General features: G+C 41.5%; 24 protein-coding genes and 1 pseudogene. 4 read left to right on the forward strand and 21 right to left on the reverse strand.

Going from position 1 to position 23,367, the window contains the following annotated elements:
- Positions 1-132 precede the first annotated feature (132 nt).
- The 11 genes from lysS to typA form a co-directional block, all read right to left on the reverse strand.
- The gene (gene lysS / locus WKI23_RS02370; protein WP_176139044.1) at positions 133-1,623 is read right to left on the reverse strand and encodes a lysine--tRNA ligase; all 1,491 of its coding nucleotides are present in this window, start codon (positions 1,621-1,623) and stop codon (positions 133-135) included.
- Positions 1,624-1,994: 371 nt separating this feature from the next.
- On the reverse strand, positions 1,995-2,627 hold the full coding sequence (gene pyrE / locus WKI23_RS02375; protein WP_368078825.1) for an orotate phosphoribosyltransferase: 633 nt from the start codon (positions 2,625-2,627) through the stop codon (positions 1,995-1,997).
- Positions 2,628-2,666: 39 nt separating this feature from the next.
- Complete coding sequence (pyrF, locus tag WKI23_RS02380) at positions 2,667-3,362, reverse strand: orotidine-5'-phosphate decarboxylase (RefSeq protein WP_368078826.1); 696 nt, start codon at positions 3,360-3,362, stop codon at positions 2,667-2,669.
- Positions 3,363-3,729: 367 nt separating this feature from the next.
- Positions 3,730-4,950: a cell division protein FtsQ/DivIB gene (locus WKI23_RS02385; protein ID WP_368078827.1), complete on the reverse strand. Its 1,221-nt coding sequence runs from the start codon at positions 4,948-4,950 to the stop codon at positions 3,730-3,732.
- Positions 4,951-4,959: 9 nt separating this feature from the next.
- The gene (locus tag WKI23_RS02390; protein WP_368078828.1) at positions 4,960-6,018 is read right to left on the reverse strand and encodes a UDP-N-acetylglucosamine--N-acetylmuramyl-(pentapeptide) pyrophosphoryl-undecaprenol N-acetylglucosamine transferase; all 1,059 of its coding nucleotides are present in this window, start codon (positions 6,016-6,018) and stop codon (positions 4,960-4,962) included.
- 1 nt (position 6,019) lies between these two features.
- A complete protein-coding gene (gene murD, locus WKI23_RS02395; protein WP_368078829.1) occupies positions 6,020-7,372 on the reverse strand; it encodes a UDP-N-acetylmuramoyl-L-alanine--D-glutamate ligase in 1,353 nt (450 codons plus the stop codon).
- A 208-nt stretch (positions 7,373-7,580) separates the two neighbouring features.
- On the reverse strand, positions 7,581-8,222 hold the full coding sequence (locus WKI23_RS02400) for an ABC transporter ATP-binding protein (RefSeq protein ID WP_368078830.1): 642 nt from the start codon (positions 8,220-8,222) through the stop codon (positions 7,581-7,583).
- Between the two features lies 1 nt (position 8,223).
- Positions 8,224-10,245, reverse strand: a complete 2,022-nt coding sequence (locus WKI23_RS02405) for a bacteriocin-associated integral membrane family protein (RefSeq protein WP_368078831.1) — start codon at positions 10,243-10,245, stop codon at positions 8,224-8,226.
- 69 nt (positions 10,246-10,314) lie between these two features.
- Positions 10,315-10,614, reverse strand: a complete 300-nt coding sequence (locus WKI23_RS02410) for a lactococcin 972 family bacteriocin (RefSeq protein WP_368078832.1) — start codon at positions 10,612-10,614, stop codon at positions 10,315-10,317.
- Positions 10,615-10,977: 363 nt separating this feature from the next.
- A complete protein-coding gene (locus WKI23_RS02415) occupies positions 10,978-11,232 on the reverse strand; it encodes a DUF3165 family protein (RefSeq protein ID WP_368078833.1) in 255 nt (84 codons plus the stop codon).
- Positions 11,233-11,251: 19 nt separating this feature from the next.
- Positions 11,252-13,093: a translational GTPase TypA gene (gene typA, locus WKI23_RS02420; protein WP_000164111.1), complete on the reverse strand. Its 1,842-nt coding sequence runs from the start codon at positions 13,091-13,093 to the stop codon at positions 11,252-11,254.
- Positions 13,094-13,254: 161 nt separating this feature from the next.
- Here typA and WKI23_RS02425 point away from each other — a divergent pair, with 161 nt between their 5' ends.
- The gene (locus WKI23_RS02425; protein ID WP_368078834.1) at positions 13,255-13,980 is read left to right on the forward strand and encodes a pseudouridine synthase; all 726 of its coding nucleotides are present in this window, start codon (positions 13,255-13,257) and stop codon (positions 13,978-13,980) included.
- Between the two features lie 33 nt (positions 13,981-14,013).
- Here the strand turns inward: WKI23_RS02425 and WKI23_RS02430 are convergent, their stop codons facing one another.
- Entirely contained in the window at positions 14,014-14,397 is a 384-nt protein-coding gene (locus WKI23_RS02430; protein WP_368078835.1) for a rhodanese-like domain-containing protein, read from the reverse strand.
- Positions 14,397-14,666: a YqgQ family protein gene (locus WKI23_RS02435; protein ID WP_261104010.1), complete on the reverse strand. Its 270-nt coding sequence runs from the start codon at positions 14,664-14,666 to the stop codon at positions 14,397-14,399. The genes WKI23_RS02430 and WKI23_RS02435 overlap by 1 nt, the downstream gene beginning before the upstream one ends.
- A 63-nt stretch (positions 14,667-14,729) precedes the next feature.
- Between WKI23_RS02435 and WKI23_RS02440 the strand changes: the two genes are divergently transcribed.
- Positions 14,730-15,638: a LysR family transcriptional regulator gene (locus tag WKI23_RS02440; protein ID WP_001222592.1), complete on the forward strand. Its 909-nt coding sequence runs from the start codon at positions 14,730-14,732 to the stop codon at positions 15,636-15,638.
- Between the two features lie 54 nt (positions 15,639-15,692).
- Here WKI23_RS02440 and WKI23_RS02445 read toward each other — a convergent pair whose 3' ends face one another.
- The 5 genes from WKI23_RS02445 to miaA are packed head-to-tail and all read right to left on the reverse strand — an operon-like array spanning position 15,693 to position 20,144.
- Positions 15,693-16,448, reverse strand: coding sequence for an SDR family oxidoreductase (locus tag WKI23_RS02445; RefSeq protein WP_368078836.1), 756 nt, complete (start codon positions 16,446-16,448; stop codon positions 15,693-15,695).
- A 20-nt stretch (positions 16,449-16,468) separates the two neighbouring features.
- A complete protein-coding gene (gene rnz, locus WKI23_RS02450; RefSeq protein ID WP_368078837.1) occupies positions 16,469-17,398 on the reverse strand; it encodes a ribonuclease Z in 930 nt (309 codons plus the stop codon).
- Positions 17,399-17,412: 14 nt separating this feature from the next.
- Positions 17,413-18,036 (reverse strand): cystathionine beta-lyase, encoded by a 624-nt coding sequence (locus WKI23_RS02455; RefSeq protein WP_368078838.1) that lies wholly within the window; start codon positions 18,034-18,036, stop codon positions 17,413-17,415.
- Positions 18,029-19,267 carry a GTPase HflX gene (gene hflX, locus WKI23_RS02460; protein ID WP_368078839.1) on the reverse strand — a complete coding sequence of 413 codons (1,239 nt, stop codon included), beginning with the start codon at positions 19,265-19,267 and terminating at the stop codon, positions 18,029-18,031. The genes WKI23_RS02455 and hflX overlap by 8 nt, the downstream gene beginning before the upstream one ends.
- The gene (gene miaA, locus WKI23_RS02465; RefSeq protein ID WP_368078840.1) at positions 19,260-20,144 is read right to left on the reverse strand and encodes a tRNA (adenosine(37)-N6)-dimethylallyltransferase MiaA; all 885 of its coding nucleotides are present in this window, start codon (positions 20,142-20,144) and stop codon (positions 19,260-19,262) included. Before miaA ends, hflX begins: the two co-directional genes overlap by 8 nt.
- A gap of 120 nt (positions 20,145-20,264) precedes the next feature.
- Between miaA and WKI23_RS02470 the strand changes: the two genes are divergently transcribed.
- Both WKI23_RS02470 and WKI23_RS02475 read left to right on the forward strand, forming a co-directional pair.
- Positions 20,265-20,435, forward strand: a complete 171-nt coding sequence (locus WKI23_RS02470; RefSeq protein WP_001051780.1) for a DUF3042 family protein — start codon at positions 20,265-20,267, stop codon at positions 20,433-20,435.
- A gap of 13 nt (positions 20,436-20,448) precedes the next feature.
- On the forward strand, positions 20,449-20,631 hold the full coding sequence (locus tag WKI23_RS02475) for a hypothetical protein (RefSeq protein WP_368078841.1): 183 nt from the start codon (positions 20,449-20,451) through the stop codon (positions 20,629-20,631).
- On the opposite strand, the gene WKI23_RS02480 is transcribed toward WKI23_RS02475, so the two are convergent.
- From WKI23_RS02480 to WKI23_RS02490, 3 genes and pseudogenes are all read right to left on the reverse strand, one after another.
- Positions 20,628-21,467, reverse strand: coding sequence for a thymidylate synthase (locus WKI23_RS02480; RefSeq protein WP_368078842.1), 840 nt, complete (start codon positions 21,465-21,467; stop codon positions 20,628-20,630). The two genes, WKI23_RS02475 and WKI23_RS02480, sit on opposite strands and share 4 nt — an antisense overlap.
- Positions 21,468-21,563: 96 nt before the next feature.
- Positions 21,564-22,523, reverse strand: coding sequence for an ROK family glucokinase (locus tag WKI23_RS02485; protein WP_000078563.1), 960 nt, complete (start codon positions 22,521-22,523; stop codon positions 21,564-21,566).
- 116 nt (positions 22,524-22,639) lie between these two features.
- Positions 22,640-23,326, reverse strand: a pseudogene (locus tag WKI23_RS02490) (excalibur calcium-binding domain-containing protein); the annotation flags it as partial.
- Positions 23,327-23,367 lie beyond the last annotated feature (41 nt).

The following is a 23,367-nucleotide window of genomic DNA, read 5'->3' on the forward strand; positions in this document are numbered from 1 at the left end:
ACCAATTTCTAACAATGTCTTAGAAATCAAAGTGTACTAGTTCAACTTCAACACACTATACTTCATTTTCTCCTTAAATTCAGTCTCTTTTTGCATCGAAAAATCCCCTGACAAGTACCAGAGGATAAGAGCTTATTTCATTGTTGGGAAAAGCAATACGTCACGGATAGTTGTTGTATCAGTGAGGAGCATGCAAAGACGGTCGATACCAATTCCCAAACCACCTGTTGGTGGCATACCGTATTCAAGAGCCTCGATGTAGTCATAGTCGATACCTGTTGCTTCATCATCACCAAGTTCTTTGGCTTTAGCTTGGGCTTCAAAACGGCTAAGCTGGTCGATTGGGTCGTTGAGCTCAGTAAAGGCATTACCGTACTCCTTAGTCATGATGAAGAGCTCGAAACGGTCAGTAAAGCGTTGGTCTTCAGGATTCTTCTTAGCAAGTGGAGATACAGCTACTGGATGTCCATAGACAAAGGTTGGTTGGATCAAGGTTTCTTCAACAAACTCTTCAAAGAAGGCATTGATGATGTGGCCAACTTCAGTGTAGTGTTTCTCAACAGGAACTTTCTTCTCAGCAGCGATAGCTTTAGCTTCTTCCAGAGTCATGTCTTGCCAGAAATCGACACCAGTAATTTCTTTGATAGCATCCACCATGTGAACACGTTTAAATGGTTCGTTAATTTTGATTTCAGTACCTTGGTAGTTGACTGGGCCATCGCCTTTGACAGCTTTAGCAGCATGTTGGATAATACCTTCCGTCAAGTCCATAATGTCTTGGAAGTCAGCATAAGCTTGGTAGACTTCGATAGAAGTAAATTCAGGGTTATGAGTAGCGTCCATTCCTTCGTTACGGAAGATACGGCCAATTTCATAGACACGTTCCATACCACCCACGATAAGGCGTTTTAAGTGAAGCTCAGTCGCGATACGAAGCACCATGTCAATGTTTTGGGCATTGTGGTGGGTGATAAATGGACGAGCCGCAGCACCACCAGCTTCGTTGTGAAGAACAGGTGTTTCCACTTCAAGGAAACCTTTTTGGTCAAGGTAACGACGGATTTCAGAGATGATTTTTGAACGAGTGACAAAGCGTTCAAAGCTTTCACGGTTAGAAATCAAGTCAAGGTAACGTTTACGGTAAATTGTTTCAACGTCTGTCAAACCATGGAATTTCTCTGGTAGAGGACGAAGAGCCTTAGACAAGTGTGTGATGTGAGTAGCCTTGATAGAGAGTTCTCCCATATCTGTACGCATCACTTCGCCTTCGACACCAAGGAAGTCACCAAGGTCTGCTTTTTTGAAGATTTCGTAGTTTTCTTCACCGACAGCATCTTTACGAACGTAGATCTGGATTTGACCTTCGCGGTCTTGAAGGTGGGCAAAACCTACTTTACCTTTACCACGTTTGGTTACCAAGCGTCCTGCGATAGTAGCTGTTTCATTTTTATCATGTAATTGTTCTTTATCGAGGTCAGCAAATTTATCTTTTAATTCTTGTGAATTTGCAGTGCGTTCAAAGCGTTTTCCGAAAGGATCGATTCCTTGTTCACGGAGCGCAGCCATTTTTTCACGGCGAACGATCTGCTGGTCATTTAGTTCTTCCATATGTTCTGTTGACATGGGATCCTCCTAGTTTTACTCAAAATTGAATACGATGAGTCATTTTTGCGATACTCCCATTTTATCATAAATAAGCAAGAAATTCACGGATAATCTTTAAAAACTACAAAGAACTTGGCGCCAAAATCACTGAAAAAACTGGGATAAGCAAGAAATTTCAACATCTCAGAAAAGGGATCTGACAATATTTATGGATTATACTTTAAGCCTTGTAACTTTCATGACGTGTGCTACTTTTTATATAAGAGCAAGCCAAGCAAATCTAAAACTGAAACAATTGACGTAAAAAACATTAACAACTTGAATCTTGTCATTCATACACCTGATATGACAGAGTAGTATAATTTTTAACCTTTTAGCCTTTTGATTTTTTACACCTCTTGCCAATTTTCTTGGTCTTCTTTAAAGCGTTTTAGGAGATCCAAGCCTTCTGGCGTGATATAGCCTTCTTCTTGGGCTAGGTGGATGAGTTCACTGTAGTTAGAAAGCGTCACAAGTTTGACACCAGCATCCGCAAAGTTCTTATCTGCTTTTGGCAATTGGTAACTGAAAATTGCTACTACACCAAGCACATCTGCTCCTTCGCGTTTAGCGGCTGCTACGGCCTCGAGAACAGAACCACCTGTTGAAATGAGGTCTTCAACCACTACCATTTTTTGACCTTGAGCTACGCGACCTTCGATTTGATTACCAGCTCCGTGGTCTTTTGGTTTGCTACGGATGTAGGCAAATGGCAAGTTCATCTTATCAGCAATGATAGCTCCGTGAGGAATCCCTGCTGTCGCAGTTCCTGCAATCACTTCAACCTCTGGAAAGGCTTCCTTGATAGCATCCACAAAACCATTTTCAATTAGAGTACGAGTCTCTGGATAAGCAAGTGTCACACGATTATCAGTGTAAATGGGGGACTTGATACCAGATGCCCAAGTAAAAGGCTCCTCTGGTTTGAGGTAAACGGCTTGGATTTTCAAGAGGTGGCTAGCGATATTTTTAGCAAGTGTCATGGTATTCTCCTTTTATTCTTATAATCTATTTCTTTAATTCTAGTCTTGGTTCCATTCATCCTTGATGGCATGATAAGCTGCAACAGGATCTTCAGCTTGGGTAATGGGACGTCCCACTACGATATAGTCACTACCGATTTGATAGGCATCTGCTGGCGTCATCACACGTTTTTGGTCTCCAACTGCAGCTCCCTGAGGGCGAATCCCTGGTGTTAGACAGATAAAATCTGGATTGGTGGCCTGCTTGATAAGTTGAACTTCCTGAGCTGAGCAAACAACGCCATCCAAGCCAGCTTCATCTGTCTTCTTGGCATAGTGGATGACAGACTCTTGCAGGCTGGTTTGGATATTTTGAAAGTCCTGCATCTGGGCTTCCGACGTTGAGGTCAACTGAGTCACTGCAATCAATTTGGCTTGACTCCCAAGACCTTCACGCGCTGCCTTCATCATCTCTACACCACCAGCCGCATGAACATTGGTCATATCCACACCAAGCTGAGACAAGACCTTCATGGCTGACTTAACTGTATTAGGAATGTCATGAAGCTTGAGATCCAAAAAGACACTATGACCCTGACCTTTCAAGTAAGACACAATCTCAGGACCCGTTGCGTAATAAAGCTCCATCCCTACCTTGAGATAAAGGCTTTCTTCTGCTGGGAAATGAGATAAAAATTCCTTGACCGCCTCAAAACTAGGAAAATCAAGAGCAATGACTGGACGATGTTCTCGCATAGGTTTCTCCTTTTACCTTTACTAGTGAGAGAGTCTGACCAACAGAAGCCACGAAAAAAGGAACCTGCCAACAGCAAGGTTCCACGAAAAATGGGTAGTCTCCACCCTTTCACCGTCTAACCTTAGCTGCCTCTCTGGACTGCTTTAAAGGTTTTTTACTATTCTATTATTTCTACTAAAACTTGTCAAGTAAAAACATGGTCACGTATGTGTCGCGATTTTGAGCGATTTTGAGAAATTCCAAAATCACATATAAATAAATGTAGGCACACGAAAGGGTTGGGCATATAATTATATGCTATCTACATTTCTCAAAACTCTAGACACTTACCATGGCAACTAAAGAGCTATAGGAGAAAAGGTAAACCTAGCGACGCGATGAACGCTGACTTGTTTGGTTTCGATTGCTCTCTTCCTCTTGTTTTTTCTTTTCTTCTTCTAAACGTTTACGTTCTTCTTCCTGCTTTTTCTCGGCTTCCTTAGCCTCTTGTTTGGCTTTTTCTTCTGCTTCCATAATCAATTTATCCGCCACAGTGTAACTGTAAATTCCAGCTTCCATATCGACCACACTTGGTTCTGACAATTGAGGTTTAATCTTACTGTAGTAAGGCAATTTCTTGCTCATTTCAGAAAGGGGAACCAAGACTTCGTCCGAATCATTCATAGTTAATCGAATTAAATCTGAAGTTACCTTGCTTGGGGCTAATTCCACCTTTTGGATAGCAGCCTTGAGTTCTGGGCTAATTTGAGCAAGTTCTGAGACAAAAGCCTTGATTTGTTCACTATCATTAAAGAGAACTGATATATAAGTTTCTGGCAGACTGACCAAACTCACAGCGCTGGTCTCAAGCTGACCACTGGAAAGAATAGGATAATGGTTTTCACCAGAAATATAGTAGGCAACAATATCGTATTCCTTAACCTTGATAGTGAACTTAGTTGGAAATTGATAGACAAGTTGAGCTGATTCAACCCAATAATTAGACTTAATCTGCTCTTCATATTTTGCCTTGTCTAGCAGAAGGTTAATTGTATAATCCGAATCCTGAATGCCTGAAGCCTGTCGAATATCATCAGCCGTAGTGTGCACCGTTCCCTCAACACGAATATCCTTCATGGTCGCATAAGGACTGAGTAAGTAGGCAGAGACAATCAATAAAAGCAGACTTGGAAATAAAATCGTTAAGGCTCGCAAGATATGGATGCCAGGAATCTTTGCTTTGGCTGCTTTTTCCTTTGTAGCCTTTTTAGCAAGCTGTTTATCCTGTTCCTCGCCCTCTTTAGACCCTGATTCTTCTATCTCTTCTTCCTCTTTATCAGTCTCTAAGGATTCTACTTTTTCTTCAGACTCTTCCTTAGCTGATTCTGGGTCCTTTGCATTAGATTCACTCTTCTGGTTCTCAGTTTCATCTGACTCTTCGGATTTTGAAGCCATTCGAGCTTGTCTTTCCTTTTCCTTCTCCTCAGCTAGGGCCGCCTCTTCCTCAGCCTTCTTTTTTAGATATTCTTGGTTTCGTTTCTGCCATTCTGATAACTCTTTAAATTCTTCGAGGATTTCTTTGCCCTCATTTTTCTTATCTTTTGACATTTACTTTCCTTATGATAAATCTTTTTTCAATAATTGATAAAAATCTGCTAGAGATTTCAATTCCTTAGAAGCCTTCATCTTAGCTTGGTAATCTTCCTTGTGGCTTAGTAAGTGAGAAAGCTTCTCTTCCAAACTATCCAAGGTCAATTCGCTTTCTTGAAGCTCTTCCGCATAGCCTTTCTTAACAAAGTAAGTCGCATTTTCAATCTGGTCACCACGACTAGCTTCACGACCAAGTGGCACAATGACATGTAATTTCGCCATGGCCAGGAGCTCAAAAATCGTATTGGCACCACCACGTGTCACAACAATGTCAGCTAATTCCATCAAGGGCTGATAGAGATTGGTCACATAGTCAACACGAAAGAGATTTTGGCTCAACTCGTTCAGACTAGAATCTCCAGTTAGATTGATAATATTATAGCGCTCTGTCAACTCTTTTTTATGGTCTGTCACCAATTGGTTAAAGACACGAGCGCCTGCAGAACCGCCAACAAACAATACAGTCGGCAATTTATGATTAAAGTGGGTTTGAATATCCACCAATTCATCTGGTTCTGGAGTGTGTTGGTCTGAAACCTTGGTCACCGCTCCCACATGCTCGACCTTAGCCAAACTTGAAGCTTGCTCAAAGGTTGAATACATCTTCGTCGCAAATTTATAGGCGATTTTATTGGCCAAGCCCATAGACAGGTCAGATTCGTGAATAAAGACTGGCACTCCTGACACACGCGCAGCGATAACAGGCGGTACTGAGACAAAGCCTCCCTTTGAAAAAAGAGCCTGTGGACGAAGTCGTAACATGATAAAGAGCGATTGGACAATCCCCCAACCAACTTTGAAGACGTCCAGCATATTTTGCCAAGAGAAATAGCGACGCAATTTTCCAGTCGCAATGGAATGGAAGGTAACATCCAAGCCTGACTTGAGGATTTCTTGGTATTCGATACCACGCTTGTCCCCTATATAATGGACTTCCCAGCCATCTTCGATAAACTTAGGCATTAACAAAAGATTGAGAGTAACGTGTCCAACCGTCCCCCCACCTGTAAAGACAATTTTTTTCATATTATTCCTTTAACTCCGCTACTGTGTCGATAAAGAGGTCGCCACGTACTTCAAAGTTAGCATACATATCCCAGCTGGCATTGGCAGGACTGAGAAGAACTACATCTCCTTGAGTCGCAAGTTCGTAAGCCTTGCGGGTCGCATCTGCAATATCAGTCGCATCCACATAAGCCACACCAGCCTTATCTGCTGCCCGTTTGACACGTTCTGCAGACTGACCGAGGATGACCATCTTCTTGAGTCCAGTAATATCTGGCACCAATTCGTCAAACTCATTGCCACGGTCCAAACCACCGGCAATCAAGATGACCTTGCTGTTGTCAAATCCTGACAAGGCTTTTTGGGTAGCCAAGATATTGGTTGACTTGCTATCATTATAGAATTTGACACCCTTGATTTCATTCACAAATTGGAGACGGTGTTTGACACCACCAAAGGCTGAAAGAGTTTCTTTGATGGTTTGGTTGTCTACACCACGAAGTTTGGCTACAGCAATCGTCGCAAGGGCATTTTCCACATTGTGGTTACCTGGAACTCCGATTTCGCTAGCTGCCATGACCACTTCTCCACGGAAGTAGAGTTGACCATCTTCCAGATAAGCTCCATCACCCTTTTCCTGTGTTGAGAATGGTACAACTGTAGCTTGTGTTTTGCTAGCCAATTCTTTTGCCAAGTCTTGGTTAAAATTCAAGACAAGAAAATCAGTTGCTGTCATCTTGTTCTGGATATTCCACTTGGCTGCTACATATTCCTCAAAAGAACCGTGGTAGTCGATATGAGTTGGCATGAGGTTGGTAATAACCGCAATCTCAGGATGGAATTCTTGAACGCCCATGAGTTGGAAAGAAGAAAGTTCCATGACAAGCGTGTCCTTGTCTGTCGCTGTTTGAGCAACCTGACTGGCTGGATAGCCGATATTGCCTGATAAAAGACCATGTTGACCAGCAGCAGTCAAAACTTCCCCAATCATCGTCGTTGTGGTTGTTTTACCGTTCGAACCAGTAATACCAACAATCGGTGCTTCAGAAATCAAGTAAGCCAATTCCACCTCAGTCAAGACTGGAATTCCCTTGGCCAAAGCCTTTTCAATCATAGGATTATTGTATGGAATACCTGGATTTTTCACCATGAGGGCAAACTCTTCATCCAAGAGTTCCAAAGGATGGCCACCTGTAATGACCTTGATTCCTTCTTCCAGCAAACTTTGCGCAGCTGGATTGTCCTCGAAAGGTTTCCCATCATTTACTGTCACAATGGCACCTAGCTTATCCAACAAACGAGCTGCAGATTCCCCAGACTTGGCCAAACCTAAAACAAGTACTTTCTTATTTTTAAATTGATCTATTACTTTCATGTCTCGAACTCCATTTCTACTCCTACTATTTTACCATTTTTATGGAAATAAAAAAGCCACAAAGTGTGTTTGTGACTCTTTCTTCTAACTGATACTCTTCGAAAATCTCTTCAAACCACGTCAGCTTCGCCTTGCCGTACTCAAGTACAGCCTGCGGCTAGCTTCCTAGTTTGCTTTTTGATTTTCATTGAGTATGAATCTTACCATATCATCTATGTGATAAATCGGTAACTCGAATAACTTGGTCCACTTGCTCCCAAATCAGAGGATTGTGGGTCGCAATAATAATAGTTCGATTCGGATTTTTTAAAGATTCTAGGATAGAGAGTAATTCCTCAGAGTTTTTGGGGTCTAAGGAAGCGGTTGGTTCATCTGCGAGAATCAAAGGTGGATCCTTTAAGATTATCTTTGCTAGTGCAACACGTTGTGCTTCTCCTCCTGATAATTCAAAGATAGGTTGCTTTAAATCTAAATAAGAGAGGTTAACACGGTTTAGAGCTTGTTTCATCAAAGACATTTTCTCTTTTTCCTTCAACTTTTTACCAACTAAACCCAGATTGAGATTCTCTTTGACGGTTTGGCTTTCGATTAAGCCAAAATCTTGAAATAGATATCCCAAGTAATCTCTAAAGAAAACAGAAGGCTTGATGTCCTTAAGAGAAGTACCATCATAGATGATTTGTCCTTTGTCATATGGCTCTAATCGTCCAATCATATTCAAGAGTGTTGTCTTACCACAGCCACTTATACCGATTAAGGCATAAATTTTCCCACCTTCAAAATGAAGATTCGTATCTGAAAATAGCTGACGGCTTCCAAATTTTTTAGATATATTCTTTAGTTCAATCATCCTATTTTCCTTTCATAATTGTCATAGAAACACGAGATTCTTTATAGGCTTGACGGTAAAGCGTCAAAACTGCACTAGCTAGAAAGACTAATAAAGTGAGCAAGCCAATCACCAAGTCTCGACTGCGTAAAATAAAGAGACTAGCACCAAATACAAAACTGGCAAATTGGCTAACCATATACTGAGCATGTGTTTCAAAAAATCGTAAACCTGAAATTCGTTTAATCAAAATATCTCGACGGAATTGCTCGAAATATAGAAGATTGACAGAATAAAAGAGTAATAAGGAACTGGCTATCCCAACAATAGCTCCTAAGATTAAAGTTGCTGTTTCAGTTTGAACTTCATTATAACGAGTTAGATAAACACTTCTTCCTTCTTTAAGATAGGATACTTGCTCATAAATTCCAGCTTTCTTTAAGAGTTCTAGCCCACTCTCATATCCTTTGATAAAGAGTTGTTTTCCAGCATTGATAGACCAACTAAATTTGGAAATGATACTATCACCTGTAGATGTTGGAGTAAATACAACTAAAATTGGATCGGTTAAGTACTGGATAGATACTGGACTTTCACCGTTATTATAAATAAATCGCTTTTCTCCAGTTGGAAGATAGCTAACAATCGCTCTCATTTCATACTCTAAAGGAGCACTTGCCTCCTCACCAGATTTTCCATAATAACTCAAACTCTCTTCAAAAGCTTTCTTAAGTTCTGCTTCCTGTGAACGAAGAGATTCTGGTAGTAAGAGTCCAAATTCACCTTTTTGAAGATGGGCTAGTTTCTGTCTAGTCTCATCATTTACAGTCACATTTTCCTTGTCCAAATAACTTGGGCTGACATAAAGAACATTAGCATCTGGACTATAGGTATCCAGTGTCTCTCCGTTTTTATTTTTTCTTTGAGGATTTGCAAAATGAATGAGATTATCTTTTACAAATAGAGCCTGTTCTTTTTCAACTGCTTCTTTGGAAAATTCATACCACTTATTCAGATTTTCTGTATCTTTTCCTCTATCACCTAAACCAAAAGAAATTTGATAATAATCTGCTCTGTCCTGCCATGCTTGTTTTGAAATTTCAAGTTCTTTCAATCGTTGGTAAGACGTCAAGCCTGTCTTAACAGCGTAGCCTACTGTAAAAACAGCTACTAACTGACACAATAGGGTTAAAGCCATCAAGCGTTTAAGGGGTAATCTCCCCTTAATAACAGGAACTAATGCTTTATAACTCAAACTCATTAGATAAAGGAGCATTAGTAAAATTGAAATACCCAATAAAAACAACAGATAGAAACTAATCCCAAAAACATAGGTGGCTAACAAGATAGGATAAAACAAACCTTGACTAAAAAGAACGACTCCCCCACCTAGGAAGGAAAGGAGGGCTGATAGAAGGAGCCACTTAATATCAGTCGATAATGAATGCCCCATAATGGATAAGAGAGTCTGACCAGAAAAGAGTTTTATACCTGCTGCTCTCATTTCCTTAATCCGAGTGATAATCACTAAAGCAAAGAAAGATAAGCCAAATATTGCTAAACTAATTAAAATAAGGGGATTTAGTAACATTCGAAAAGCAAGAGAATAGGGCGGTGTCTTCCGGTCAGCAATTGCTTTATAACCCAAATCCCCTAATTTATCGGCAAGCTTTTCTTTTGTCAAGGAGCCTGATAAAAGGAGATAACTATTTAGTGGATCACTACGTTCACGACTTTCTTGACTAGCTTCTTGGAATTCTTTTGGTAAAGTTCCCTGACCATAAGTTGCATAAGTAAAGTGAGTCGTCCCATCCTTACTCGGCTCTACAATTCTCCTAGCTATTAAACTCTGTTCTGAGTTTGCAAAATTCTCCAATTCCTGTTCAAATACCTCACGCGTCGGTTCCTGAGTATCCTTTTTGACACGAAGTAAGGAGACGGAATCATAGCTTGCATATAAATATTGTGGCGCACGTAAGACAATAATCCAAGCAAGGAAGAAGCTGAGAAAAAAAGTTGATAGTAATATGAATAGTTTCTTCATAGTAGACTCCTTGTAAACAAAATTCCCCCTGTAATTTCTTACAAGGGGATTATCTAAGAAAACTAAATATTAGTCATAGTCATAGTAAAATGATACTTGTTCCCCAAATTTAGTCCAAATCCAAGCCTCTGAAGTTTTCCCTGCAGGTGCTTCTCCTTTATCTGAATGACTATCCCATTTACTTACAAGAGAAGAATAATGATGTTTTTTACCATGATAGTAATTTGAAAAAGCCCAACCACCTCCTGAACCTTCTCCATATGTCCATACTCCTCCATCTGGATATTGTACAGCAGCTGATGCAGCTCCCAATAATGTAAAGCTTGAAATAAGAGCTAGAGCAAGTAATCTATGTTTTTTCGTTTTCATTTTATTTTTCCTTTCAAAAAAAGCACACCCTGAGCAACAATGCAACAAAATAAATCCTCCTCTCTCTTTTTTTGAAACCGATTTCTTATATAATAAGAATAGCATTTTTATTATTTGTTGTCAAGGAAAAAATCGAATTTTTTAGATATTTTATATATTACCTATATGAATAATATTATATAGTAGTTTTATTTCAAAATAATATGCAACCAGTACTAACCAAATATAAAATAGATGTCATTGACAAATTTTATTCAAGTTTTTCCCATTCATATTATCCAAGCAAAAGAGATGGTGATAACTCAAAAACAAATCGAAATATTGTAAAATTCCTAGCAAAAAAGAGAGCCGAAACTCTCTTTTTTATCTTCTTTTACTTTTTTTAACTGGCATGAGTGTGATGTCTCTCACACTAAAGTAAGCTAGGATTAACATGGCTATGACTAGGAATATTTCTGTTGGTAATTGAAAAATTTTCAGAAAAGATAGAGCCAACAAAACCAAAAGTGCCACTAAAATACATACCATAGCGACGATATTGACTGTCCCTTTAATGCTTTCTGGTGTCGCAAATACATAGAGTAGGAGCAGTAAAATCCCTAGGACTAAATAAACCATCTTTCTCTCTTTCTAGCTCTTATTCAGCTGATTTTTTCTTCTTGTTAGCTTTCTCACGCTCTGCCTTGTTAAGGATTTGTTTACGCAAACGGATAGACTCAGGCGTTACTTCCATGTACTCATCGTCGTTCAAGAACTCAAGAGACTCTTCAAGTGTCAAGATACGAGGGGTCTTGATAACAGCTGTTTGGTCCTTAGTAGCTGAACGAACGTTGGTCATTTGTTTCGCCTTAGTGATGTTAACTGTCAAGTCATTTTCACGAGAGTTTTCACCGATGATCATTCCTTCATAAACCTCAGTACCTGGGTTGACAAAGATCGTACCTCGTTCTTCGATAGACATGATTGAGTAAGTTGTAGCCTTACCAGCATCGATAGAAACAAGGGCACCACGGTGACGTCCACCAATTTCACCTGGAATCAATGGCAAGTATTGGTCAAAGGTATGGTTCATGATACCGTAACCACGAGTCATTGACAAGAACTCAGTTGAGTATCCAATCAAACCACGCGCTGGAACAAGGAAGACCAAACGAGTTTGACCATTACCAGTTGAAATCATATCCAACATTTCACCCTTACGTTCAGAAAGGCTTTGGATAACAGACCCTTGGTATTCTTCTGGAGTATCGATTTGTACACGCTCAAATGGCTCACATTTAACACCGTCGATTTCTTTTACGATAACTTCTGGACGAGATACTTGAAGTTCATATCCCTCACGACGCATTGTTTCGATAAGGATTGACAAGTGCAATTCTCCACGTCCTGAAACAGTCCATTTATCTGGTGAATCAGTTGGGTCAACACGAAGGGAAACGTCTGTTTGCAATTCTGCCTGCAAGCGTTCTTCCACCTTACGAGAAGTCACCCATTTACCTTCTTTACCAGCAAATGGTGAGTTGTTGACCAAGAATGTCATTTGAAGAGTTGGCTCATCGATGTGTAGGATTGGAAGAGCTTCTACTGCATCTGTCGGAGTGATGGTTTCACCGACAAAGATATCTTCCATACCAGAAACGGCAATCAAGTCACCTGCTTTTGCTTCTTGGATTTCACGACGTTCCAAACCAAAGAAACCGAAGAGTTTTGTAACACGGAAGTTTTTAGTTGTACCATCAAGTTTAGAAAGGGTAACTTGGTCCCCAACCTTAACAGTACCACGGAAGACACGACCGATACCGATACGACCAACGAAGTCATTGTAGTCCAAAAGTGATACTTGGAACTGCAAAGGCTCATCTGAGTTATCTACTGGAGCTGGGATATGGTCGATAATTGTGTCAAAGATTGGTGCCATAGTCGCTTCTTGGTCAGCTGGATCATCTGACAATGAAGAAGTTCCGTTGATCGCTGAAGCATAGACCACTGGGAAGTCAAGTTGGTCGTCATCAGCCCCAAGCTCGATGAAAAGTTCTAAGACTTCGTCCACTACTTCAGCTGGACGAGCTGATGGTTTATCGATTTTGTTAACAACCACGATTGGGACAAGGTCTTGTTCCAAGGCTTTTTTCAATACGAAACGAGTTTGTGGCATTGTTCCTTCGTAGGCATCTACGACCAAAACAACACCGTCAACCATTTTCATGATACGCTCAACTTCTCCACCGAAGTCCGCGTGTCCTGGTGTGTCCATGATGTTGATACGAGTTCCGTTGTAAGCAACAGCTGTATTTTTAGCAAGGATGGTAATTCCACGCTCTTTTTCGATATCGTTTGAGTCCATAGCACGCTCAGCCAATTCAGTACGTGCATCAAGAGTCTCTGATTGTTTCAATAATTCGTCAACGAGGGTTGTTTTCCCGTGGTCAACGTGGGCGATAATCGCAATGTTACGGATATCTTCTCTTAATTTTGTCATGATTTCCTCTATAATATTCAAAATTTATTTTCTAACTGAACGATTATACCATAATTTCAGGTAAATAACATAACTCAAGCAAGTGTAAATGTTTTCACTCTGCTTTTCTTTTCACGTCAAGCCTTTTCAAAGCAAGCGACTTATGATAAGATAGGCACAGTATGCGTTTAGATAATTTATTAGCCCAAGAAAAAGTTAGCCGAAAGGCCATGAAGCAAGCACTCCTCAAAGGGGAAATTCTCGTCGATGGTTGCCCAGCCCACTCCCTAGCCCAAAATATCGATACAGGACTACAAGAACTCCTTTTTCAGGACCAAATCATTCAAGGCTATGAGCACACCTATCTTATGCTTCATAAGCCTGCTGATGTCGTTACAGCCAATAAAGACAGGGAACTTCCAACCGTCATGGACCTCCTTCCGCCTGACATCCAGTCTGACAAGCTCTATGCCGTCGGCCGACTGGACCGAGATACGACAGGTCTCCTCCTCTTGACCGATAACGGTCCCTTGGGTTTTCAACTCCTTCATCCTCAGTATCATGTTGATAAAACCTACCAAGTTGAGGTTAATGGACTTCTAACATCTGACCATATCCAAACCTTTCAAAAGGGAATTGTCTTTTTAGATGGTACTGTCTGTAAACCTGCAAGACTAGAGATTCTATCTCCAAGTCCTTCCCTCAGTAAAGCCTCTATCACCATTTCAGAAGGAAAATTTCATCAGGTTAAGAAAATGTTTCTCTCGGTTGGTGTCAAGGTGACCTCACTCAAACGCACCCATTTTGGGCCTTGGAGTTTAGATGATAATCTTCAAGAGGGAGACTATCGCCCCCTCAACTCAGAAGAGCTGACAAGCATTCGTGAATTTCTCAGAAAAAGTGGTTAAAAAATGAGCTCGGAAACATCCAAGCTCGTTTTCTTATTTCTCAACTTTGACTTTCCCTTTCCAAGAATCCAAACCATAAGAAAGGATATAAATCTCAGAAAAACCTTGTTTTTTCAAGTAAAGGGCCGCATTTGTGACACGCTGCGCACGTTGGTTTTCGTAAAGAAGAACAGGTTTATCCTTACGAAGGGCTGCAAGACTAGTTTTCAACTGACTTGAAGGAATATTGCGAGCCCCAAGAATATGTTTTCTGTGGAATTCTGCTGGGTCGCGCAAATCAATCAATTGACCTGTACGAATCAAGGATTCAAATTCTTCATTATCTACGATTTTAGCCGCACGGCGAATACGAAGATAGTTAAAGCCCATCCACGCCAACATTGTCAGTATAAGTGCCCACAAAATCCAAGTAACCATTAGTTCATTTCTCCATTTTTCTCAATATAATCCAATTCTACCTTGTGCTCCCTGCGAAGAACCGCTTCCGCTTCCAGATAGTCTAATTTGTCCATCAACCCTGCATCGTAAATCCGAGAGAGTTCCAACTTCATCAGTTCAATATCATATAAGCGTTTTCCCATATAAACAATAATACCAAATCGTTTGAGGAATTGCTGCACATCATAGAATGTTTTCATAAGACTCATTCTAGCAAATTTTTGTGTTTTTTTCAAGAAGAGACTCACACAATGCTCCTGATTTTCCTATCTTCTTTGGCGATTCTGTCGCAAGTGTGGTACAATAAAAACATGAGAATTCAACAATTACATTATATTATCAAAATCGTCGAAACTGGCTCCATGAATGAAGCAGCCAAACAGCTCTTTATCACTCAGCCTAGTCTTTCCAATGCTGTGAGAGATTTGGAAAATGAGATGGGCATTGAGATCTTTATCCGCAATCCCAAGGGTATTACCTTGACCCGTGATGGGATGGAGTTTCTCTCCTATGCCCGTCAGGTTGTAGAGCAAACCCAGCTTCTGGAGGAACGCTATAAAAATCCTGTCGCCCACCGCGAACTCTTTAGCGTTTCCTCCCAGCACTATGCCTTTGTGGTCAATGCCTTTGTATCACTACTCAAGAAAAGCGATATGGAAAAATACGAGCTCTTCCTTCGTGAAACGCGGACTTGGGAGATTATCGACGACGTCAAGAACTTCCGTAGTGAGGTCGGTGTCCTCTTCCTAAACAGCTACAACCGTGATGTTTTAACAAAAATGCTGGATGACAACCACCTGCTGGCTCACCATCTCTTCACAGCCCAGCCCCATATCTTTGTCAGCAAGACCAACCCTCTGGCCAAGAAAGACAAGGTGAAACTGTCTGATTTGGAAAACTTTCCTTACCTCAGCTATGACCAGGGAACACACAATTCCTTCTACTTCTCAGAGGAAATCCTTTCCCAAGAACACCACAAGAAATCCATCGTGGTTAGTGACCGTGCCACCCTCTTTAATCTCTTAATTGGTTTAGATGGTTATACCATTGCGACGGGGATTTTGAACAGTAATCTCAACGGAGACAACATCGTTTCCATCCCACTGGACATTGACGACCCAATTGAGCTAGTCTATATCCAGCATGAAAAAACCAGCCTCTCTAAGATGGGCGAACGCTTTATCGACTATCTCCTAGAAGAAGTCCAGTTTGATAGTTGAGAAATGATAAGAACCAATATGCAGGCCAGCAACAACCTACGCATTGGTTCTTTTTTATTTATAATTAAAAGTTTCCCCTGCCAGCTTATCAGCTAACTTGGGAAAGAGGGTATAAAACTTATGGGCTAGGTTCAACAACATCGGTAGATTGAGTTCTCGTTTGTTTTTTCCTATAATCTTGACAATCTTTTTAGCCACTGCATCTGGTTTCAACAGGAACCGTTCAACAGACTTGAGATAGGTTCCATCTGGGTCGGCCTGGTCAAAAAATCCTGTACGGATTGGTCCTGGATTGACCGTCGTTACATAAACGCCGTAGGACATAAGTTCTAGGCGCAAAGCATTTGAAAAACCAATAGCTGCAAACTTGGTCGCTGAGTAAAGGCTGGACTTGCCAGTAGCAATCAGACCTGCCATGCTAACGATATTGATGATATGGCCTTTTCGACTTTCCTTCATTCGAGCCGCAAGGCGACGAGACAGATTCATCAGAGCAAAGGTATTGACCTCGAACATCTGGTGAATATCTTGGTCAGAAATCTGGTCAAATTCCTCGAAAATCCCGTAACCAGCGTTGTTAATCAAGACATCAATCTTGCCATAGCGGAGATAGAGGTCAGTTACTAGGGATTCTAAAGCTGAATCATCGGTAATATCGATTTCAATCAATTCTGCATGGGGATGATTTCCGTAGAGTTGAGCTAATTTTTCTTTATTTCTACCAAGCAAGATGAGTTGGTCTTCTGGTAAAAGTTTGACCATTTCTTGGGCTAGACCACCACTAGCTCCTGTAATAAGAATAGTAGGCATACTTATCCTTTCTCAATCCTTTAGATTTCCACTTCTTCCAAGTCTTTGACTACATGCACATTTTCAAAAATTGTGCCCGCGTCTTTCTTGAGCTTGCTAATATCTTTTGAGAGGAAACGGGCACTGATATGGTTGAGCAGGAGACGTTTAGCACCTGCTTCTACTGCGACCTCCGCTGCCTGCATATTGGTTGAGTGACCATGATTACGGGCAATTTTCTCATCGCCCTTGCCATAAGTGGACTCATGGACAAGAACATCCGCGTTAACAGCCAGACGCACACTGGCACTAGTTTTACGGGTATCACCGAGAATAGTGATAATTTTACCTGGACGAGGAGCTGAGATATAGTCAGCTGCCTTGATTTCAGTTCCGTCTTCTAGGACAACATCCTGACCGTTTTTGATTTTCCCAAAAAGTGGACCAAATGGGACTCCAGCAGCCTTGAGTTTTTCAGCATCCAGCGTTCCTTCTAGGTCCTTTTGGATAACACGATAACCAACACAGAAAATAGTGTGGTCCAACTCCTCTGCATACACAGTGAATTTATCGGTCTCAAGGATTTTTCCTAGAGAATCTTGGTCAAACTCATGAAAATGAATACGGTAAGGCAGGCGAGAACCTGACACACGTAGACTGGTTAAGACAAATGACTTGATCCCTTGCGGTCCATAGATTTCCAAATCTGTCTGCTCTTCATTTGCCTGAAAGGCACGGCTAGAAAGGAATCCTGGCAAGCCAAAAATGTGGTCTCCATGCAGATGGGTGATAAAGATTTTGCTGACCTTACGTGGTCGAATTGTGGTTTCCAGAATGCGATTTTGCGTTCCTTCTCCACAGTCAAAGAGCCAAACTTCGTTAATCTCGTCCAAGAGTTTCAGGGCGAGACTTGAAACATTGCGGGCTTTAGAGGGCTGACCAGCCCCCGTTCCTAAAAATTGAATATCCATTCGATACTTTCTAATTAATCAATATATAACATGGCTGTGCGGTTTTCCGATCGGAAATAGCGCTTGCCCGAAAAAGAAGCAGCTTCTTGCAGTAAATCCTCTTGGCTGTAGCCTTTGAGACGTTTGCGACCATCAGCCAAGCTTTCTAAATCAGTCAAAGCTGTGAGACTTTCCACGTTCACAACTTCCTCATCTCCGACAGGCTTCATATAAATCTTTCCAGACTCTGCAAAGACTAGTTGATGAGGAAAAATTTGGGCAATCTCAAAAAGCAAGTCATCTGAAATCTTCTCCTCATTTTCAGAGAAAATTCGACCCAGTCCCTCACTCTCATAACAAAAACCAAAGGATTTACCAGACAGATTGAGCCGGATAAAAGGCTTGTTTTCAAATGTGAAACTTGGCTCAGCATTGTAGAGATTCAATTCCTGACTGAGTTCTGCAAAATAATCCGTCGCAGCTTCAGGGCTCTTTTTCTGGTAGAGTTCTGCAAAGTAGGCATTGACCACACTTGGCGGAGGAGTGATGAGTGCCAACTGCTCCTGCTCTGTTTTACCAGCTAGAAGTTGATCCAGATAGACCTTATCCAGACTTGTATAGCCCCCATACTTTAGAGCCAACGTTTTAATATCAGTCATAAAATTCCTCTAACCTCCATTTATTTTTCTCAGAAATGTAGCCTGTAATCACTTCGCTGTCTTCCTGATAATCACGTTCTTCCAGAATCGCAACACTTTCTAGATCATGAATCTTGTAGGACTTCGAAAAAGGCACGCGTAGGGTAAATCTCTCAAAAATATCCTTGATTTTCTCTAAAAACAAAGCCTGCAAATTCTCACGACTATCCTCAGACTTGGCAGAAATGAGGGCGTATGGCGTTTGGGTCGGCGTAAAATCCTCCACCAAATCCGCTTTATTATAAAGGGTCAGGCGAGGAATATCTTCCATATCCAAATCTTTCATGATGGACAGAACCGTTTTCTCATGCTCCTCGTGGTAAGGATTGCTGGCATCGATAACATGAACCAGAAGATCCACATGCTTGCTTTCTTCCAAGGTTGACTTGAAACTGGACACCAACTCTGTCGGCAAATCTTGGATAAAGCCAACAGTATCAGTCAAGGTTACTTGGAGATTGCCTCCCAGATGGATACTCTTGGTTGTCGCATCCAGGGTCGCAAAGAGCTCGTCTGCCTCATACTGGGTCTTGCTGGTCAAGGTGTTCATGATAGTTGATTTCCCAGCATTGGTGTAACCAATCAAACCAATCTTAAAGGTGCTCGACTCCAGACGTTTTTCTCTGACTGTCGCCCGATTTTTCTCAACCACCTTGAGCTGGCGCTCGATATCTGTGATTTGATTACGTACACTACGACGGTTCAGTTCCAGCTGGCTTTCACCAGGTCCACGGGAACCAATTCCCCCTGCCTGACGGCTGAGCATAATTCCCTGACCAACCAAGCGCGGCAAGAGATATTTTAACTGAGCCAAATGCACTTGGAGTTTGCCTTCATGACTTCGAGCCCGCATGGCAAAGATATCTAGAATCAACTGCATACGGTCAATGACCTTGACACCCAGAACTTCCTCCAGATTGACATTTTGTCGCGGAGTCAAACGGTTGTTGACAATGACAGTGGTAATCTCTTCTGCATCCACCATGAGCGCAATTTCTTCCAACTTACCAGAGCCGACGAAGGTCTTGGAGTCATACTTTTCACGTTTTTGTCTATAACTATCTACAACGACTGCTCCAGCTGTCTTGGCTAAACTGGCCAATTCTTCCATAGAGAGGTCAAAATTGTCCATGCCCTGCAATTCCACGCCGATGAGCAGGACGCGTTCCTCTTTTTTCTCCGTATCAATCATCTAAAAACTCCTCTATCTGGCTTAAAATGCGGTCTTGCACACCAGATTCTCCAATCTGATAAAAGGTGACCTGCATGCGATTACGGAACCAGGTCAACTGACGCTTGGCAAAACGACGGGTCGCCTGTTTGAGACTCTCACTAGCATCCTCCAAGGTCTGCTCTCCACGGAAGTAAGGAAAGAGTTCCTTGTAGCCAATTCCTTTAGCAGCCTGCACATCAGGGTAATGGTCAAAGAGCCACTTGGCCTCATCCAAAAGCCCAGACTCAAACATCAAATCCACGCGGCGATTGATACGTTCATATAATTGACTGCGCTCATCATCCAAGCAGATAATCAATGGTTCATACAAGGTCTCTTGATTTGCCAATTCCTGACCAAAATGGGCAATTTCCAAGGCACGCATCGCACGACGACGATTAAACTGAGGAATTTCAAGGTCTGCTTGCTCCACCAGATGAGCTAATTCCTCATCTGTATAAGGCTCCAAACTAGCCCGATAAGCTAAAATCTCCTCATGGGGAGTTTCCCCACCTAGATGGTAACCTTCCAACAAGCTCTGGATATAAAGCCCAGTTCCACCAGCTATAATGGCTAACTTGCCACGGCTGTGAATATCCTCAATCGCCATCTTAGCTTCTGAAACAAAATCAAAAGCCGAGTATGACTCGGTTACCTCTCTAACATCGATTAAATGATGGGGAACAGCTGCCTGTTCTTCTGGACTAGCCTTAGCTGTCCCAATATCTAAATCTCGGTAAACCTGCTGACTATCACCGCTAACCACTTCGCCATTAAAACGCTTTGCGACTTCAATGGCAAGAGCCGTTTTTCCAACAGCAGTTGGCCCAACAATCACAATTATTTTTGTTTTCATCTTTTTTCCTTGAAAAATTCCCATTTTTTCGTTACTATTATTATAACACAAAAAGGTCAGTCAGAAAAATGTGACCTCTTAAGGAGGCTGGCTGATTAAGAAGATAAAGGAGGAAGACTCATGGCTAAAGGATTTGCTAAAGGTCTTGTAACAGGTGTCGCAGGAACTGTCGCTGCAGTTGCAGGTGCAGTATACGCATTTAAAAAGAAAGTAATCGAACCAGAAGAGCAAAAAGCAGCTTTCATCGAAGAAAATCGTAAAAAAGCAGCTCGCCGCCGCGTATCACGTTAAGAAACAAAAGAAGTTGGGATTATTCTCAACTTCTTTTTTCTATTCTTTTATACTAACTAGGAAGCTAGCCGCAGGTTGCTCAAAGCACTGCTTTGAGGTCATATATAAGGCTGACGAAGTCAGCTCAAAACATGGTTTTGAGGTTGTAGATGAAGCGACGCTGACGTGGTTTGAAGAGATTTTCGAAGAATATTAAATAGCTAGGTCAAACTTCAACTGTGGCTTGACAGGGTCATAATCCACTAACTCAAAGTCCTCTGCTTTAATATCAAAAAAATTGGTCTTATCTGGCACATTCAAGACCAAACGTGGTTGGCAATTTGACGGCTCACGACGGAGTAATTCCTGAGCTTGTTCAAATTGATTATCATAGATATGGAGGTTGTTGATGAAGTAGAAGAACTTCCCAACCTTCCAGCCAAAATGTTTGGCAATCATCATCTGCAAAGCCACATACTGCATAGCGTTGATGTGGTGGGCCACCAGCATATCATTGGAGCGCTGGGTCAAGGTCGCATCCAGATAGATTTCCCCATCAACACGCCGAACATCAAACATGGTCTGAAAGGCGCACGGGAGCAGCCCATCTGTTTCTTCGAAAGCTTGGTAATCCCAGAGAGAAATAATATTGCGGCGGTTCCAAGGATTGGTTTCCAACTGTTTGAGAAGCTTATTGATAATGTCGTGTTTCTTAACAACGGCACCATAGCGCTCACCAATGGTTCCCGTGTCTCCAACTTCCCAGTCATTCCAGTAGTGAACATTGTACTTGTCATTAAGCACTTCTAAGCTATTTGACTGGTCTTGGTAAATCCAGAGAACTTCTTTGATGGCGGATTTGATTGCAATGGGACGCAAGGTTGTGATAGGAAATTCTCCTTTAGATAAGTCGTACTCGGAAAAGGCACCAGTTACATACTTGGAATTAGCAACATTCCCATCCTTGTACTTAGGACGAGCCTGCTCTGAGAAAACACCTTCCTTTAGAATGCGTTCAATATTCTCTTTAAAAATCGTATCTGCTTTTGTCATTTACTCTCACCTCATTCATTGTCCTAACTAGTATAGCATAAAAAATAAAAGAGGAACATTACTAACTCTAGGTTAGCATTTTCCTCTCTCATTATCTTATTGCAATACAAGTGATGCTGCTCCGATAACTCCAGCGTCATTTCCTAGAGTTGCAAGAGCTAATTTAGTAGATGTACGTACTTGTGGGAAGCTATTTTCATCATAGACTTTTTGAACACCTTGTAGAAGGAATTCCCCTGCAGCTGATACACCACCACCGATGACGATTGTTGAAGGGTTTAGGATTGAACCAATGTTGGCACAAGCAATACCCAAGTAACGTGAGAAGTTACGATAAACGATCAAGGCAAGGTCGTCTCCTTCTTTTGCAAGATCAAAGACAGTCTTAGCAGTTACTTCTTCTCCATTATCAATCAAGCGTTTCAAGGCTGCATCGCCTTCGTATTCATCAGCATAGCGACGAGTCAAGTTGACAATCCCTGTTGCTGAAGCAACTGTCTCAAGACAGCCTTTTTTACCACAGGTACATGCGATTGGTTGGTCAAAGTCAACAGTGATATGGCCAAGCTCACCTGCTGCACCAGCAACACCGTGAAGCAATTTGCCTTCTGCAACGATACCACCACCAACACCAGTACCGAGTGTCATAAAGACCACGTCTGGTTGGTTATCACCAGCACCCATCCAGCGTTCACCAAGAGCTGCCACGTTGGCATCATTATCGATGAAGAATGGAATACCCAAGGCTTTTTCAATTTTTTCTTTGATTGGTTGAAGGGTTTTCCAGTTGAGGTTGTAGGCACCGATAACAGTCCCTTTTTCACGGTCAACCACACCTGGTGATCCCATTCCAATACCTTGGAAGTCCGCTGCTACTAATCCAAGCAAGTCCAAACGATGTTGAATAGACTCAATCATATCATCAACGATATGACTTCCCTCATCCAAAATGTTAGTCTTGATAGACCATTTTTCTTGGATTTCTCCTGCTGTTGTTAAGATTGCAAATTTGATAGAAGTTCCACCAAGGTCAATCCCAATAATCTTTTGACTCATCATATTCTCCTTTTTCATTTTGTAGTAATTGAAAATGCTTACAGTACTAGTATAACAAAATTCATTTACTTATGCAAAGGTTTGCATTAACTTTCTGAATTTTATCTGATTTATGGTTTCCAGAGACCTGAGGCATCTACATAGTAGCGGCCTCCATCAACTCGCTCATTCTTAGCCATTTTACCATCTGATTTCAAATAGTAATTTCCTTGCCATGCATTGCGAGCGTATGAACCATCTGATTTCAAGTAATACCAGGCTTGATAAGAAGAGTCATAAACCCACTCACCTTGTGCCATTTTACCGTTTGACTTAAGGTAGTAAGCTCCTTGCCATGCATTCTTTGCATAAGATCCATCTGATTTCAAATAATACCAAGCTTGATAGGAAGAATCATAAATCCATTCGCTCTGTGCCATTTGACCATCTTCTTTCAGGTAATAGCTTCCCTGCCATGCATTTTTCACTGGATTGCCATTTCCATCAAAGTAATACCAAGTACCATCTTGCTTAACCCAGCCACTTGCTGTGGATGAAGTTGTATCAGTTTGAGTTGTAGCCGCTTGTTTTGCTTTAAAGGCACCCTTAGGGGCATTTTTCAATTCACAAGCCACACCATCATGATCGCGGTCTAACTTGGCAGAATACCCAGGTTCTCCCTCGTGAATATCTGCGTATCCATTCGCCCAAGCTTCTTTACAACTAGAAAAATGAATGTTTTCTTCTGCTAACACAGGTTGTGAAAACAAGGCTAAAACTGGCAAGGTAGCCAGACTCATTTTTAAAAATAGACGTCTATTCATTTCCTTCTCCTATAACAATGTTATCGATTTCAATATTATTT

This window comes from Streptococcus pseudopneumoniae, from assembly GCF_038148955.1.
GTDB lineage: Bacteria > Bacillota > Bacilli > Lactobacillales > Streptococcaceae > Streptococcus > Streptococcus pseudopneumoniae_T.

What these genes read in the sequence shown, in the direction of transcription:
- WKI23_RS02425 (WP_368078834.1), top strand. Translation starts at nt 13,255, where the DNA reads ATGCGTTTAGATAATTTATTAGCCCAAGAAAAAGTTAGCCGAAAGGCC.
- typA (WP_000164111.1), bottom strand. Translation starts at nt 13,093, where the DNA reads ATGACAAAATTAAGAGAAGATATCCGTAACATTGCGATTATCGCCCAC.
- WKI23_RS02470 (WP_001051780.1), top strand. Translation starts at nt 20,265, where the DNA reads ATGGCTAAAGGATTTGCTAAAGGTCTTGTAACAGGTGTCGCAGGAACT.
- pyrE (WP_368078825.1), bottom strand. Translation starts at nt 2,627, where the DNA reads ATGACACTTGCTAAAAATATCGCTAGCCACCTCTTGAAAATCCAAGCC.
- WKI23_RS02415 (WP_368078833.1), bottom strand. Translation starts at nt 11,232, where the DNA reads ATGGTTTATTTAGTCCTAGGGATTTTACTGCTCCTACTCTATGTATTT.
- WKI23_RS02440 (WP_001222592.1), top strand. Translation starts at nt 14,730, where the DNA reads ATGAGAATTCAACAATTACATTATATTATCAAAATCGTCGAAACTGGC.
- miaA (WP_368078840.1), bottom strand. Translation starts at nt 20,144, where the DNA reads ATGAAAACAAAAATAATTGTGATTGTTGGGCCAACTGCTGTTGGAAAA.
- WKI23_RS02410 (WP_368078832.1), bottom strand. Translation starts at nt 10,614, where the DNA reads ATGAAAACGAAAAAACATAGATTACTTGCTCTAGCTCTTATTTCAAGC.
- WKI23_RS02400 (WP_368078830.1), bottom strand. Translation starts at nt 8,222, where the DNA reads ATGATTGAACTAAAGAATATATCTAAAAAATTTGGAAGCCGTCAGCTA.
- WKI23_RS02385 (WP_368078827.1), bottom strand. Translation starts at nt 4,950, where the DNA reads ATGTCAAAAGATAAGAAAAATGAGGGCAAAGAAATCCTCGAAGAATTT.
- lysS (WP_176139044.1), bottom strand. Translation starts at nt 1,623, where the DNA reads ATGTCAACAGAACATATGGAAGAACTAAATGACCAGCAGATCGTTCGC.
- WKI23_RS02485 (WP_000078563.1), bottom strand. Translation starts at nt 22,523, where the DNA reads ATGAGTCAAAAGATTATTGGGATTGACCTTGGTGGAACTTCTATCAAA.
- murD (WP_368078829.1), bottom strand. Translation starts at nt 7,372, where the DNA reads ATGAAAGTAATAGATCAATTTAAAAATAAGAAAGTACTTGTTTTAGGT.
- WKI23_RS02480 (WP_368078842.1), bottom strand. Translation starts at nt 21,467, where the DNA reads ATGACAAAAGCAGATACGATTTTTAAAGAGAATATTGAACGCATTCTA.
- WKI23_RS02445 (WP_368078836.1), bottom strand. Translation starts at nt 16,448, where the DNA reads ATGCCTACTATTCTTATTACAGGAGCTAGTGGTGGTCTAGCCCAAGAA.
- WKI23_RS02405 (WP_368078831.1), bottom strand. Translation starts at nt 10,245, where the DNA reads ATGAAGAAACTATTCATATTACTATCAACTTTTTTTCTCAGCTTCTTC.
- pyrF (WP_368078826.1), bottom strand. Translation starts at nt 3,362, where the DNA reads ATGCGAGAACATCGTCCAGTCATTGCTCTTGATTTTCCTAGTTTTGAG.
- hflX (WP_368078839.1), bottom strand. Translation starts at nt 19,267, where the DNA reads ATGATTGATACGGAGAAAAAAGAGGAACGCGTCCTGCTCATCGGCGTG.
- WKI23_RS02455 (WP_368078838.1), bottom strand. Translation starts at nt 18,036, where the DNA reads ATGACTGATATTAAAACGTTGGCTCTAAAGTATGGGGGCTATACAAGT.
- WKI23_RS02430 (WP_368078835.1), bottom strand. Translation starts at nt 14,397, where the DNA reads ATGGTTACTTGGATTTTGTGGGCACTTATACTGACAATGTTGGCGTGG.
- WKI23_RS02390 (WP_368078828.1), bottom strand. Translation starts at nt 6,018, where the DNA reads ATGAAAAAAATTGTCTTTACAGGTGGGGGGACGGTTGGACACGTTACT.
- rnz (WP_368078837.1), bottom strand. Translation starts at nt 17,398, where the DNA reads ATGGATATTCAATTTTTAGGAACGGGGGCTGGTCAGCCCTCTAAAGCC.